Annotated in this window: 13 protein-coding genes; 5 read left to right on the forward strand and 8 right to left on the reverse strand. The window is 63.7% G+C overall.

Going from position 1 to position 14,098, the window contains the following annotated elements; genetic code table 11:
* Positions 1-44: 44 nt before the first annotated feature.
* The 3 genes from WNZ15_RS18200 to WNZ15_RS18210 are packed head-to-tail and all read right to left on the reverse strand — an operon-like array spanning position 45 to position 4,365.
* Positions 45-1,256, reverse strand: coding sequence for a mandelate racemase/muconate lactonizing enzyme family protein (locus WNZ15_RS18200; protein ID WP_342894436.1), 1,212 nt, complete (start codon positions 1,254-1,256; stop codon positions 45-47).
* Positions 1,257-1,264: 8 nt separating this feature from the next.
* Positions 1,265-2,752: an aldehyde dehydrogenase family protein gene (locus WNZ15_RS18205; RefSeq protein WP_342894437.1), complete on the reverse strand. Its 1,488-nt coding sequence runs from the start codon at positions 2,750-2,752 to the stop codon at positions 1,265-1,267.
* A complete protein-coding gene (locus WNZ15_RS18210) occupies positions 2,749-4,365 on the reverse strand; it encodes a GMC family oxidoreductase N-terminal domain-containing protein (protein WP_342894438.1) in 1,617 nt (538 codons plus the stop codon). The genes WNZ15_RS18205 and WNZ15_RS18210 overlap by 4 nt, the downstream gene beginning before the upstream one ends.
* 181 nt (positions 4,366-4,546) lie before the next feature.
* On the opposite strand from WNZ15_RS18210, the gene WNZ15_RS18215 reads away from it, so the two are divergent.
* Positions 4,547-5,434: a LysR substrate-binding domain-containing protein gene (locus WNZ15_RS18215; protein WP_342894439.1), complete on the forward strand. Its 888-nt coding sequence runs from the start codon at positions 4,547-4,549 to the stop codon at positions 5,432-5,434.
* A 10-nt stretch (positions 5,435-5,444) separates the two neighbouring features.
* On the opposite strand, the gene WNZ15_RS18220 is transcribed toward WNZ15_RS18215, so the two are convergent.
* Both WNZ15_RS18220 and WNZ15_RS18225 read right to left on the reverse strand, forming a co-directional pair.
* A complete protein-coding gene (locus WNZ15_RS18220) occupies positions 5,445-7,934 on the reverse strand; it encodes a fatty acid cis/trans isomerase (RefSeq protein WP_342894440.1) in 2,490 nt (829 codons plus the stop codon).
* Positions 7,918-8,148 (reverse strand): hypothetical protein, encoded by a 231-nt coding sequence (locus tag WNZ15_RS18225; protein WP_342894441.1) that lies wholly within the window; start codon positions 8,146-8,148, stop codon positions 7,918-7,920. Before WNZ15_RS18225 ends, WNZ15_RS18220 begins: the two co-directional genes overlap by 17 nt.
* Before the next feature lie 203 nt (positions 8,149-8,351).
* Here WNZ15_RS18225 and WNZ15_RS18230 point away from each other — a divergent pair, with 203 nt between their 5' ends.
* Both WNZ15_RS18230 and WNZ15_RS18235 read left to right on the forward strand, forming a co-directional pair.
* Positions 8,352-9,677, forward strand: a complete 1,326-nt coding sequence (locus tag WNZ15_RS18230) for an FAD-binding oxidoreductase (protein WP_342894442.1) — start codon at positions 8,352-8,354, stop codon at positions 9,675-9,677.
* Position 9,678: 1 nt separating this feature from the next.
* Positions 9,679-10,998 carry an FAD-binding oxidoreductase gene (locus WNZ15_RS18235; protein WP_342894443.1) on the forward strand — a complete coding sequence of 440 codons (1,320 nt, stop codon included), beginning with the start codon at positions 9,679-9,681 and terminating at the stop codon, positions 10,996-10,998.
* 25 nt (positions 10,999-11,023) lie between these two features.
* On the opposite strand, the gene WNZ15_RS18240 is transcribed toward WNZ15_RS18235, so the two are convergent.
* Positions 11,024-11,422 (reverse strand): hypothetical protein, encoded by a 399-nt coding sequence (locus WNZ15_RS18240; RefSeq protein ID WP_342894444.1) that lies wholly within the window; start codon positions 11,420-11,422, stop codon positions 11,024-11,026.
* Between the two features lie 129 nt (positions 11,423-11,551).
* On the opposite strand from WNZ15_RS18240, the gene WNZ15_RS18245 reads away from it, so the two are divergent.
* Together WNZ15_RS18245 and WNZ15_RS18250 are read left to right on the forward strand one after the other, a co-directional pair.
* A complete protein-coding gene (locus tag WNZ15_RS18245) occupies positions 11,552-12,178 on the forward strand; it encodes a GNAT family N-acetyltransferase (protein WP_342894445.1) in 627 nt (208 codons plus the stop codon).
* 77 nt (positions 12,179-12,255) lie between these two features.
* Positions 12,256-12,780: a ClbS/DfsB family four-helix bundle protein gene (locus tag WNZ15_RS18250; protein WP_342894446.1), complete on the forward strand. Its 525-nt coding sequence runs from the start codon at positions 12,256-12,258 to the stop codon at positions 12,778-12,780.
* Here WNZ15_RS18250 and WNZ15_RS18255 read toward each other — a convergent pair.
* Positions 12,741-13,478 (reverse strand): GNAT family N-acetyltransferase, encoded by a 738-nt coding sequence (locus WNZ15_RS18255; protein ID WP_342894447.1) that lies wholly within the window; start codon positions 13,476-13,478, stop codon positions 12,741-12,743. The genes WNZ15_RS18250 and WNZ15_RS18255 overlap by 40 nt on opposite strands.
* Before the next feature lie 52 nt (positions 13,479-13,530).
* On the reverse strand, positions 13,531-14,061 hold the full coding sequence (locus tag WNZ15_RS18260; protein ID WP_342894448.1) for a MarR family winged helix-turn-helix transcriptional regulator: 531 nt from the start codon (positions 14,059-14,061) through the stop codon (positions 13,531-13,533).
* Positions 14,062-14,098: the final 37 nt, after the last annotated feature.

The raw sequence follows: 14,098 nt of genomic DNA on the forward strand, positions 1-14,098 counted from the left end.
GCCTCCAGAAGCCGGCTTGTGCCTGCCGGCTCATAGAAGCCTATTCAAAGCGGCAGCGCCGGGCTTTCCTGAAGGCCGAGATGCAACTCGGTGCCCGTGTACGGGTTGGCCCTTGCGACGGCCTCGTTCAGCTCATGACCCAGCCCCGGTTCGCCTGATGGAATGACATAGCCGTCTTCCCAGCGGATTGGCATGTTCAGAAGGTCGGCGTAGAACCCGTCGAAGGTCCGGATCGATTCCAGCACCAGAAAATTCGGGCTGCAGGTGGCCAACTGGATGTTGGCGAGCGCCACCAGCGGGCCGCAGTAGAGATGCGGTGCGATCTGCGCGGAATGACATTCGGCCATCCCTGCGATCTTCCTGGCTTCCAGCAGGCCGCCGACGCGGCCGAGGTTCATCTGCAGGATCGACGCCGCGCCCGTTTCCAGCACGCGCGAGAACTCGTATTTCGTGCAGAGCCGTTCGCCGGTGGCCACGGGAATGGACGTGAAGCGGGCGACCTCGGCCATGTCCTCCGGTTTTTCCGGCGGGATCGGCTCCTCGAACCACAATGGATCGTAGGCTTCTATGCGGCGGGCCATGCGCTTGGCACCGGAGACCGTGAACTGGCCGTGGGTGCCGAACAGAAGGTCGGCCCTGGTGCCGACCGTTTCGCGGATCGCACGGCAGAAGCCTTCGGAGCGTTCCAGATCCTCAAGGCTCGGCTGGTGGCCGTCATAGATGGTATAGGCGCCCGCCGGGTCGAATTTGACCGCCGTGAAGCCCTTGCGAACCGCGGCCGCGGCTGCTTGCGCGGCCAGATCCGGATCGTTGTAGACATTGGGCCGGTCCGGATCCGGATAGACATCGCCTGCTTCCGGGTAGAGATAGGTGTAGGAGCGCAGCCGCTCATGCACCTTGCCGCCCAAAAGCTCGTAGACCGGCTTGCCGGCGGCCTTGCCGATAATGTCCCAGCAGGCCATTTCCAGCCCGGACAGGACGCCCATCACCGTGACGTCGGGCCGCTGCGTGTAGCCGGCGCCATAGGTCTTGTGCCAGAGCTTCTCGATGTGATGCGGGTCCGCGCCGGCGAATTGCCGCTCGAAAACGTCCTTCGCCATTTCGGCCACAAGGTGCGGCCCGAAGGTGGCGTTGTAGATCTCGCCATAGCCGGTGACGCCGCAGGCGGTCACCAGCTTGACGAAGATGAAATAGCGGCCGCCGTGGCGCGGCGGCGGGTTTCCGACGACGAAGGTTTCGATCTTGTCGAGTTTCATGAGGGCGCTTAGCTCGCGTTGCTGATGGTGACCGATTTCACCTTGGTATAGGCGTCCAAGCCTTCCCAGCCCTTTTCACGTCCGTAACCGGATTTCTTGTTGCCGCCGAAGGGCAGTTCCAGACCGCCGGCCCAGTAGTCGTTGACGGAAACCTGGCCGCAGTCCAGCGCTCCAGCGACACGCATCGACCGGCCGACATCTCTTGTGTAGACGCTGGCGATGAGACCGAATTCGGTTCCGTTGGCAAGCGCCACGGCCTCTTCCTCGGTGTCGAAGATCTGCACCGACAGCACCGGGCCGAAGATCTCTTCCTGGACGGCCGGGTCGCCGGGTTCGAGATCTGCGATGATGGTCGGCTGGAAGAACCAGCCCTTTCCGGTGTCCGCGTCGCTGGTCACGTCGCCGCCGGTGAGGATGTTGGCGCCACGGGATTTCGCCGCGTCGACATGGGCCTTGATGCGCGACAGATGCAGTTCGGAATTGATCGCCCCCATGTCCGGTGCGCCCAACCCGTGCCCGGTCCTGATCTGCCGGGCCTTGTCCGTCAGGAGTGCCAGAACCTCGTCGCGGATCGACCGGTGCAGGATCAGCCGGGATCCGGCGGAACAGATCTGCCCGGAATTGGAGAAAATCGCCCAGTAGGCGCCGTCGGCGACCTTTTCCGGGTCGGCGTCCTGAAAGGCGATCAGCGGCGACTTGCCGCCGAGTTCCAGCGTCAGGCGGGTCACGTTCGGCGCGGCCATGCGCGCCACGTTGACCCCGGTCGCGACGGACCCGGTGAAGGTCAGCTGCTTGATGCGCGGATCCCGGGCCATTTTTGCGCCGACATCGGCACCCAGACCCGTCACCACATTCACTAGCCCGTCCGGCACGCCGGCCTCCGACAGCAGTTCCGCCATCACCAGGGCCGTGAACGGTGTGGTCTCGGCGGGTTTCGCCACGATGGAGCAGCCGGCGGCCAGAGCGGGTGCGACACCGCGCGCGAAGGTCGAGGTGGGATAGTTCCAGGGAATGATATGCCCTGTAACTCCGACCGGCTCGCGCACGGTGAAGGCGGTGTGATCCGGGCCGAGATTGACCGACCGGCCATCAATCTTGTCGGCGGCGCCGGCGTAATATTCGAACAGGCGGGCCGAGGACTGGACGTCGCCCATGGCCTCCGCCAGCGTCTTGCCGCTGTCGACGACCTCGATCACCGCGAGACGGTCTGCCTGGTCCCGGAACACGCGGGCAACGTTGTTCAGGACGCGGCAGCGTTCCGCGGGCGTCACCTGGCGCCAGTGCATGGCGGCCTTCTCGGCCGCATCGATGGCTCGGTCCATTTCGGCGTCGCCGCCGAGGGAAAAATCGGCGAAGGCCTCCGCCCGCCCCGGATCGAAACTTTCCATCCTGCGGTCGGATGACGGGGTCACCTTGCCGGCGATGAAATGTCCCGTGGGAAGCGCTTCCAGCCTGCCGGTCGAAAGATAGTCTTGTGCGATGTCCTGAACTGTCATTGCTGAACCCGATGTCTGTCTTCGAGAATGAGGTCGGCCCCCTTGAGGGCCAGCATCATGGTCGGGGCATTGGTGTTGCCCGAAGTGATGTTGGGAAATGCGGACGCATCGACGACACGAAGGCCGTCGACACCGTGAACTTTCAGGCGGCTGCTGACCACCGAATTTGTCTGGTCCTCGCCCATCCGGCAGGTCGAGACCGGGTGGAAGACCGTGCTCGCGCGTGCCCGGAAATCGGCCAGGATGCCGTCATCGTCGAGATCCGGCAGATGCGGTGCCACGGAGCTTTCGACGAGCGCGCTCAGTGCCTTGCTGCCCATCAGCCGCTGGCAGAGCCGCCCCCCGGCGATCACGGTTCTCCGGTCCTCGTCCGTGGCAAGCGAGTTCGGCCGGATTTCGGGCGGGACCGTGCTGTCGGCGCTCCTGATATCGATCCGCCCGCGGCTGGTCGGCCGGGTCGGCTGGGCACAGATGATGAAACCGTTGAAAGGGTCGATGGCCAGCCTGCTGTTGTCGCCCCGCGGCACCAGGCGATAGCTGATCGGATTGAAATAGAGTTGCTGGTCCGGCCGGTTCAGCCCCTGCTGCGAGCGCAGGAACCCGCCGCACTGGTTGACGGACAGCGACAGGGGCCCCTTGCGGGTCAGCGCGTATTGCAGGGCCGCCCTGGTCTGGCCGAGCAGCGGCCGCAGGACCGCGTTCAGCGTCGGTTCCCTGGCCCGGAAGGTGAAGTTCGCCGCGAGATGATCCTGCAGGTTGCCGCCGACATGGCCGTTGTTGAAAACGACGGGAATGCCGAGGTCGCTGAGCAGGTGCCCGGGACCGATACCGGAAACCTGCAGAAGCTGCGGTGAGCCGATGGCGCCCGCCGCCAGTATCACCTCATGCCCGGCGTGAAGGATCTCGCCGTTTGTCAATTCGATGCCGCGGGCCGTCTTGCCGTCGAACAGGATGCGCCTCGCCTGTGCATGGGTCCGAACCACAAGGTTGGGGCGGCCGAGTGCCGGCCGCAGGAAGGCACGGGCGGAGGAACAGCGCGTGCCGTTGCGGGTGTTGATATGATAGACGCCGCCACCTTCCGGGTGATCGCCGTTGAAATCATCGGACCACGGCAGGCCGACTTCGCTTATGGCGGCAAAGAAGTGCCGGTTCACCTTGTGGATCTGGTTGGCGACGTTCTGCACATGAATGAGACCCTGGCCCTGCTTTTCGCCAACTGGGGTGACCTTGGTTTCCAGGCGCTCGAACGCGGGTCTGACACTGTCCCAGTTCCAGCCCCTGGCGCCGGCGGCTTCCCAGTCGTCGAAATCCGCAGGCAGACCACGGCAATAGACCATGGCATTGATCGAACCGGAGCCGCCCAGGAGCCGGCCGCGCGGCCAGGGCACGCTGCGTCCGCCGAGCCCTTCGTCCGGTTCCGTCATGAAACGCCAGGTGCATCTGGGATCGGAGTTGAGCTTGCCGTAGCCCAGCGGCAGCGACACCCAGGGAGACGCATCCGAACCGCCTGCTTCCAGCAGCAGCACGCGCGTATCGGGATCGGCGCTGAGGCGCTCCGCGAGGATGCATCCGGCCGAGCCGGCTCCCACGATGATGTAATCGACATTGTCCATGATGTGCGTAGCGCCGTAGTGACTGTCCGGCAGAGTTTGAAAGACGGGACTGGAAATTTGAAACGAAAAAAAATTTGGTGAAGCATCGAAAAATTTTGAAGGAAATATTTGTCTTTGAACGGTTAGTTTATATTGATGACACAAATGATCTCGATATCCGGACATCAGGGAGTTCACCGGGATGGCTTATAACCTGCCGCCGCTGTCCTGGTTGCGGTCCTTCGAGGCCTCCGCCCGGCTCGGCAATTTCACGCGGGCGGCGGAAGAGCTGCTGATCACGCCGGCCGCCGTCAGCTATCAGGTCCGGCAACTCGAACAGCAGCTCGGCTATCCGCTGTTCGAGCGGGTGCACCGGGAGCTGGTCCTGACGCGGCTTGGCCAGACCTATCTGCCGACGGTGGCGAAGGCCTTTTCGGATCTGTCGATCGCGACCGTCTCGGTCTTCGGGGAACGCCAGCAGAAGCCTGTCCGTTTCCGCTGCCTCAACAGTTTCGGCCAACTGTGGATGATCCCGCGGATGAAGGCGTTTCAGGCGGCATGTCCGGGGGTCGATCTGCAGATGATCTCCGCCTCATGGGCGGAAACGCTCAGCCCGGAACTGTTCGACATCGATATCCGCTTCGGTGACGGAACGTGGTCCGATGGCGCTGTCGAGTTTCTGCGGAATGATCCGGTCATTGCGGTCTGTCACCCCGATTTTGCCCTTGACCGGGCCACGCGTGACGTCGAAGCGCTCGCGGAGGCGCCGCGCCTCGACATCATGGGTGTGATCGACACCTGGGAGAGCTTCTTCAGAGCCTTCTCTCACCCGGTGCCGGACCGCAACGGCCTGCAGGTCGACCAGACGCTGTCCGCTCTGGAGCTGGCCGCGCTCGGGCACGGTCACGCCCTCGTTCTGGAAACGCTGGCCCGGCCCTATCTCGACAGCGGCCGCCTGATCCGGTCCTGCAACAGAAGGCTGAAGAGCCGGCACAGCTATTATCTTGTCACGGATGGTCCCCGCGAGGCGCTGGGCGCCGACGCCCAGGTCTTCTGCGACTGGATGATCCGCGCATTGGGCGGTGCGTGACGCCGGTCGGTCAGTCGGGGGAGAAGGAAAAACCGAACAGGCTCTCAAGCGGATCGAGCGCCTTGGGGTCGCGGTAGCGGTTGAGATCCAGCAACCCGGCCTCCACATCGTTCTGGGTGTTCAGCGCCGCCTGGACCCGGTCATAGGTTGACCAGAACCGGGCGTCCGACCGGCGGATCCCGTATTCCGCCACCAGGGAGATATAGTCTTGCGGGGATCTCATCTTTGTGACCGCGCCGGCAAAGTCCGTCACCCGTGCCTCGGCCACCTTGAAAATGAAATTCGGGTAGCTGCTGAGCTGGCCGGGGACGATCGTCAGGGTGTCGTTGTCCGGCTCCCGGCGCAGGTCCTCATTGAAGATGAACGCGACATTGCTGTGTGCCTTGTCATGCACCAGCGTGAAAACCGCGTCATGATCGTCCGCTTCCACCAGAAGCAACGCGATGTCGGGCATATATTTGGCAAAGGGCGCGGGCTTTGCAGTGAGGGGCCGAAGCTGTCCGGCAGCCGTATCCGGCGCCGCGCAATCCGCGCCGCTGCACCGGTTGATCGGATCGGTCTGTGGCCAGAGGCGGGGAGCGATCCGCAGCAGGCGGGTCAGGAACTCCCGCTTCGGATGCGCGGTCTGAAAGGCGATGGCGGTCGGCGACCGGTTGTCCAGCGGGCTCGCCGCCCATTGGTTCACAAGACTGACCAGCGGTCCGCGGTACCAGCTGTCGTGGAGAGGCATGCGCAGGTCCGGAGGCAGAAAGGACAGAAAGATCCGTTCGCCTTCCCGGCGCAGGCTGTCCGTGTAGATCCGTGTCGTCAACTGGTGCTCGATATTGCCGAAAACATCGAAGCCGGCGACCAGATTGTAATAGATCTGCTCGAACAGCGGAAAATCGATCACCCAGGCCGTTTCCGGAACTGAGCCGATGAACCCGGAGACAACCGATGCGGAGGTGAAATTGCGGTAGACGGTGAGCCGGGCATCGGTGTTGCTGCCGTCGCCGTCCCAGATATCGGCGTAACCGGGGCCGCCCTCCGCCTCGTACTTGCGCGCATATCCGGATTGCCGGAAGTCCTGGTATTTGACCGGACCGAGCCGCAGAAAGCCTTCCAGACGTTCGCTGATCGTGCCGTCCGTCCGGGCGACCGGCAATTCCAGGATCGGGATCGCCGCCTTGAGAAACGCGGGATCGGTCACCGACAGGTCTGCCTCCGGATCGAGAAAGGAGACCCAGAACCTGTCCTCGATCACGTTCACCGCCACTTTGCCGTAACAGACCGGTCCGCGTATGAACGAGCGAACGAAGTAGAGCCCGTCGTCCAGCAGGAACCGGTACCGGCTGCGGGCCGGGATTGCGCTGAACGTGGACAGCGGGTTGCCGCCGGCGGCGGTGGAATAGGGGGGCAGGGCGTCAAGGTCCCAGTCGGCGTCCTGGAACAGTTCGCGGTACCGGGCCAGCCGGTCCGGCCCGATCCGATAGACGATATGCTCCTTGTGCAGGAGGACACCCTCCACCGGAACAACCCGGTAGTGAAACGCCCCGCCGGGATCGTCGAAGGGCCTGCGTGAAGCGATTTCATCCGGGGCATCCCCGGGGCCCGTTCTCGATCGGATCAGGCGGAAGAACCTGCGCGGGTCGTCGCCCTCGAGATGCAGATGCCCCAGAAAAAGATGTTCGAAGATATAGCGGGCCACCAGCCTGGAGCGGAGGTCCTTCTGGTTCAGGTAGTCTTCCACGGCGATGAGCTGGCGCGCGGCATCTTCCGGCGGACCTGCGCTCGTCGGCGGGGCGGGTGCACCGTCGGCAGCCCAGTCGATAAGCTGCCTGTAGTCCTCGTCCGGCAAGGGGGCCATGGCGAAGGGCATGCCGCCTTGCGGGTGGTCCTTCAGGTAGTCCCTGGTCTCTCCGGGCATCGCGCAGGTGTTTTTCCGCAACGGCGAAATGTCGAGGCCGTCCGGCAGGGGCGCTCCGAGCTCGAAGGAGGTCTTGCGCCCGGCCCGAAGGAGCTGTTCCAGAACAGACATGCCGTTGGACGTGTCGGTTACGTCGAAAAAGCCTTTCTGCCGCCAGTCTCGAACGGTCCTGGCATCGATGCCGAGCCGCGTCATGGGAGCGTCATCCAGACGGGCGGAATCGTAGACCTTCTGCTTGCTGGCCCCGCGCGCCCAGCCGTCCGGCGAGGACAGCTTCAACTGACAGGGCGCATCGAAGCAGCCGTGACAGACAACGCAGCGCCTGGCGAGGACATCCTGAACGGAAGACGCCTGGCGTGCGGATGGCTGTGCCTGTTGCGCCGCTGCAGACCAGCCCGGGGCCATCAAGAGCGACATCGACAGGGCGATCCACAAGGCCAGAGACCGGGCCAGAGACCGGGCCAGCGACATGACCAGGGACAAGACCAGCGATCGGGCCGGCATCCGGGCCGGCAGCATGCGGACATGCTTCAGTCCACACGCCGCGGGCAGGTCGGCGCAGCGCGCCAGGGCGGAACTAGCCCTGGTTGTCATCCGACTGGGACCGGGTTTCGCGGCTTGGATCATCCGGTCCCTTGTAGGCGTAGAGATAGGACCAGGCCGCATAGGCGGTGATCGCGGTCATGATGTAGAACCAGGTCGTGTTTTCAAAAGCAAGTTCGACACCGGTCCAGAGCGCGCAAACGGCGACGAGTACGATCCTGCGCCAGAGTGGATCGAACCAGGGGTGTTCAACGGGTCCAAACACGAAATAGCCTTCCTTGCACGTCATCGGGGGGCGGGCAGCACGTCGAAAGCTGACGCTACGACAGTCTCAAGAGCTTGCGAATCCACGCGAAACTTGCCCGCCAAAACCTGATTACACCTTGAAACCGGTCGCTGAACAAGGGATTGTAATGCCCTTGTTCGGACCGTGGGAATTGACAAGGAAAAAGGGGCCGGTGTTCTGACATGCTGACTGCGCTAGATCTTCTGACAGCAAATGACACACCCGGTCAGCACGCCCCGTCCTATTATGCCGCCACGGCAAACCGGACCACCGCCCATCCACCGCTCGACGGGCCGCGCAGTTGCGGCGTCTGCGTCGTCGGCGGCGGCTATACCGGACTGTCCGCCGCGCTGCATCTGGCCGAGAAAGGGCTGGATGTCGTTCTGCTGGAGGCCAACCGGATCGGCTGGGGCGCGTCCGGCCGCAACGGCGGCCAGGTCGGGTCCGGTCAGCGGATGGAGCAGACGGTCCTGGAACAGCGGCACGGCCTGTCCCATGCGAAGCTGTTGTGGGGTCTGGCCGAAGACTCCAAGGCCCTTGTCAGAAGCCTGATCGCCAAACACGGCATTGCCTGCGACTACACGCCCGGGATCCTGCATGCGGATCACCGCAAGAGTTTCGTGGAAGAGAGCAGGGACTATGTCGAGCACCTCAGGCTCGTCTACGGCTACGAGGACATCCGCTTTGTCGACGGCGACGAGATCGGTGGCCAGGTCGGCAGTCCGCGTTATCACGGCGGCTCGCTTGACATGGGAGCGGGCCATCTTCATCCGCTCAATTACGCGCTGGGTCTCGGCCGTGCGGTGGAGGCGGCCGGCGCCGGACTTTTCGAGGACACCAGGGTCACCGGCATTGAGGGCGAGGGCACGGGCCGCATAACGGTGAAGACCGATCACGGCGAAGTCCGCGCCGATCATCTGATCCTGGCCTGCAACGGCTATCTCGGCAGGCTCGAGCGGCAGACGGCGGCCCATGTCATGCCGATCAACAACTTCATCGTGGCAACCGAGCCGTTCTCGGAGGACGAGGCGCGCGGCATCATCCGCAACAACGTGGCCGTCGCGGACAGCAAGTTCGTCATCAACTATTTCCGCCTGTCTGCCGACAGGCGCCTCCTGTTCGGCGGCGGCGAGACCTACGGCTACCGCTTTCCGCAGGACATCAAGGCGTTCGTGCGTGGACCCATGCTGGAGATCTTCCCGCAGCTCGCCGATGCCGCCATCGACTACGGCTGGGGCGGCACGCTGGCGATCACGCCAAAGCGCATGCCCTACTTCGCCAGGCCGGCGGCCAACATTCTGACCGCCACCGGATATTCCGGCCATGGTGTCGCCATGGCAACACTGGGCGGGCAGATCCTTGCCGAAGCGGTCGCGGGCACGGCGAACCGCTTCGAGGTTTTCGAGAAACTGGACATACCGGCCTTTCCGGGAGGGGACCGGTTGCGGTTTCCGCTGCTGGTCCTTGCCATGACATGGTTCTCGCTTCGCGACAGGCTCGGGATCTAGAATGCTGCAGACCTCTTCGGACATGCGCCGCACGATCGGCAGCTATTGGGAGGCAGGCGCCGCTCAACCGAAACAGGACCGGCAACTGATCGGCAATGCCGTGTTCGACGTCGCCGTCATCGGAGCCGGTTTCGCGGGGTTGAGCGCGGCTCTCAAGCTGGCGCAGACGGGCGTCTCCGTCTGTGTGCTGGAGGCCGAGCACGTCGGCTATGGCGCGTCCGGGCGAAACGCCGGCTTCTGTTGTCTCGGTGGCACCAAGCTCGACGAGCGCCAGTTGATCCGGAAATTCGGTCTTGAGGAAACCCGCAGGTTCGTCGCCTATCAGGTGGCCGGCATAAACCTGGTCGCGCACCGGCTCGACAGCTGGGGCGTGCGTGCCGGCCGTCATTCCGAAGGCGAGATCTACCTGGCTCACCGGCCACGGGAGGTGACGGCGCTTCAGGCGCATGCTGCCTTTCTGAAGGAAAATTTCGGGATCCGGGCCAGACTGCTGACAAAGGCGGATCTTGACACGGAAGGCTATGGCGGACCCGGGTTTCACGGCGGACTGCATATGCCCTACGGCTTCGCGCTCAACCCGATGACCTATCTGCTGGCCCTGGCGGACCAATTGCGCAAGGCGGGCGGCAAGATCTTCGGTAAATCGGCGGTGACCGGCATGACCCGGAAGGGAGAGCGCTGGCATCTGGAAACCCGGCACGGTTTCGTCCGCAGCCGCAAGGTCGTTCTCGCGGGCAACGGTTATGCGGGAAATGTTCCAAAATGGCTGCATGGACGCACGCTGCCGGTGATGACATCGGTCCAGGTGACACGGCCGCTGACCGATGCGGAACTGTCCGCGCAGGGCTGGACGGCAGATACGATGGCTGCGGATACGCGGAACCTGCTGCACTATTTCCGGCTGTTGCCGGACCGGCGGTTCCTGTTCGGCACGCGCGGCGGCATTTTTGAAAACGCGCCCGCGCTTGCCGCCATGCACAAACGTGCGGGGTCCGAGTTCAAGGCGATGTTCCCCGCCTGGGCCGAGATTGAACCGGATTACAGCTGGCACGGGCATGTGTGCCTGACGAGAGCGCTGACCCCGTTTGTCGGTGAGGTTCCCGGAATGGACGGCATCTACGCGGCCATGGGCTGGCACGGCAGTGGAATCGCGCTGGCATCGATCTCCGGAGAAAAGGTCGCCGGTCTGATCACCGGCAAGGTGCAGCCGCGGGATCTGCCGGCGCCGGTGCGGTCTCCGTTCAGGAAATTCCCGCTTCCGGCGCTGCGCAAGCTCTATCTTCAGGGCGCTTACTGGTGGTTCGGCTGGCAGGACCGCTGAACCGATCTTGCAGGAGACCGGGGGATCACTTCACTTCGATGATGTATCTGTCGACGACATTGCGGATCTTGGCCGATCCGGCGGTGTACATGTCCATCGTGAACCGGACCTTGAAATCGTCCTTTCCGCGAAAGCCCCGATTGGGCTTGTAGTGGACGGCGACGCCGTTCACCCGTCGTCCCGCGCAACGCCCGGCATCCTTGCTCAGCTTGAAGGAGACCTGCTTGAAGCTGACGGTGCCGTTTTTCGGTTCTTTCGAGACCTTCATCTTGGGGATGGCCAGCGCTACACATTGCGATCGATTGTAGGTGGCATGGGAGCCGACGCCCGAGGTCTTGTTGGCGGGGACTGTCCGGCGGACGGTTTCGGCGTGGGCGAGAGAAGAAACGAACAACAAAACCAAAAAACTCAGTAAAATACGCATGGTCTGCTCCTGCAATGTCTGTCAGGGCCTTCCTAAATGACCGACCTCGATACCTCAAGCCGTCCGTGTCCACTTGGCGGAGTCGGGCGGGCGACCGAGGCGGCAAACCGAATTGAAAAGCGAGCGAGCATGAGTGATATCGTGACGATCCGCCCGGGAGAACACAGGGATCGTGAGGCGCTCTGCGGCATCTGTCTGAAGACCGGCGATGCCGGCAGGGATGCGACGGCTCTGTATCGTGACGCAGATCTGATCGGCCAGATCTATGCGGCGCCGTATCTGTCGCTCGCACCGGACCTTGCCCTGGTTGCCGAGGACCACGCCGGTGTGCTCGGCTATGCGGTTGGAGCAGCCGAAACGCGCGCGTTCGAAGCCCGCCTGGAGCGCGACTGGTGGCCGGGCCTGCGCGCGCGCTATCGTGAGCCGGCAGGTGAACGGTCCGGCTGGACTGCGGACGAACGGCGGATCTGGTCGTTCCACCATCCCGCAAGGGTTCCGGACGACATCGTCGGAACCTTTCCCGCTCATATTCACATGAACCTTCTGGCGCGGGCGCAAGGCAGGGGGATCGGTACCCGGTTGCTCGGGGCCTGGCTGGACCGGGCCCGGCGTTCGGGAATACGTGCGGTTCACGCCGGTGTCGGCGCGGCCAACGAGGCGGGCCTGGCTTTCTGGAAAGCCCGTGGGTTCAAGCCTGTCAGAACGGATCTGACCAGCGGCTCCAGCGGCACGGTCTGGTGTGGCCGGGCAGTCTAGCGGGCAGTCCATTGTCCTGTGTCAAGGCAGGTGTGCCCGCTCCAGGACATTCTGGCGGAAGCTGACAGGAGGATGCGATGCCGGCAAAAACGAAGCTCGAACTGCTCCATGCAACGGTCTCGGAATACAGGAAACTTCAAGAGATTCTGGAGCGGTTCCCGGCCATGCTGCGCCTCGAAAAGGACGGAGACGGCATCTCCGCCAGGGACATCGTCGGCCACAGGGCACACTGGATCGAACTGTTCCTGGGATGGTATCGGGACGGGCAGCAAGGCCGGGACGTGTTCTTCCCGGCAGAAGGCTACAAGTGGAACCAGCTGAAGCGTTACAACTCCGATCTGAGGCGAAAACAGGCCGGATTGTCGTGGCAGGAAGCCGGGTCGCTTCTGGCCGGCAACCACGCGGAGCTGCTGGCATTCATCGAGAGCCTTTCCGACGAACAGCTTTATGGCGCCCCGATGATGGGCGCGAACAATGACTGGACCCCGGGCCGGTGGGCTGAAGCCGCTGGCCCCAGCCACTACCGGTCGGCCGGGAAATACCTGCGCCAGTGCATCAGGGACTACGACGCCGCGCAGCCCGAGGGGATCTCGGGCGCTTGAGGCTTGCGGCGCACGACCGCGACATTCACTTCCCGCCGGATCTCGAAGCCGAGCTTGCGGTAAAGGGCGATGGCGCCGTGATTGTCCGCATAGGCATGCAGGAACGGCGTATCGCCCCGGCTGCGGATCTCACCGGCGACATGGCGGGAAAGCATGGAGGCAAGCCCACTCCCGCGAAAGTCCGGATGCGTGCAGATGCCGCTGACCTCGGTGAAGCCGGTCAGATTCAGCCGGGTTCCCGCCATCGCCGCAAGCCGGCCATCGATCTTCACGCCCCAGAAGGACCCCAGTTCCGGCGTGCGGGCGGTGAATGGTCCGGGCTTGGTCAACTCGGCAAGGGCAACCATGTCAGCAATGTCGGCTTCGCCGAGCCGGACGATGTCTTCGGTCTCTTCCGGCGCTGATGCCGGGGCAACTTCGCTCATCAGCACACCGTCGGCGGTGATCCCGGCTTCAAGCGCATCGGGCAGCTCGATTGCGTCCGCCTGAAGCAGATAGACCTGATCGTCGCCGGGACGGATCAGGCCGGCCAGTTCCTCAAGGGCTTCGGGGGAATTGTCTTTCGTTGCGGCGAACGGCGACACGGCGGGGTCGAACCGGCGGGCGAGCGGCCCGCCTTGCACAAACGTTTGCTGTCGGCTCGTCAGGGCGGACCACACCACCCGGTTCAAAAGCCGGTCCCTGCTTGAAACAGTCATAGGTCGAGATCCTTGAATGCGTCATGAGGAGAGAGCCGGTCCGGCCGTTTCATCATGATCTTTCCTTCCTGGTCGGCGCCAGGCTGGCCCAGTCGGGCACCTCCCGCCCGGCCTGACGCACACTCAACGTCTTTTGCGTCAGCGCGTCTTCCAGCCTGTCCAGTTGGTCGAGCAGCGATCCATCAAGTCCCGCACAGGCATCGGCGACGGCGAAGCTGACCGCCGGCCAGAGCGTTGCCTTGAGATGCTCAACGAGCCGGCACCCTTTCCCTGTCAGCGCGACGGTGCTGACCCGGCGGTCGGCTGCGCTGGGAATCACTTCGACCAGCCCGTCTGCCTTCATCTTGTTGATCATCCTGGTGACGCCCGGCTGGCTTTGTCCGAGCGCCCTGGCCAGATCGCCGATGCTTGAGGAGCCATGACGGTCGAGTGCCGCCAGAACCGGGTTGTGCGGCGTCGGCAGATCGGTGCCAGCCAGCTCCACCGCAAGATCCTGTGTCTGCGCCTGCAGTTTTTCCCCGATCCGCTTCAGCCGGCTGCCAAGCGTTGCGAAGCCAAGCATGCGGACGACGTCTTCAGTCATTTTGAATCCTATTTGCATAACAAGTTATATAAATTGA

The organism is Roseibium sp. AS2, from assembly GCF_038900065.1.
Taxonomy (GTDB): domain Bacteria; phylum Pseudomonadota; class Alphaproteobacteria; order Rhizobiales; family Stappiaceae; genus Roseibium.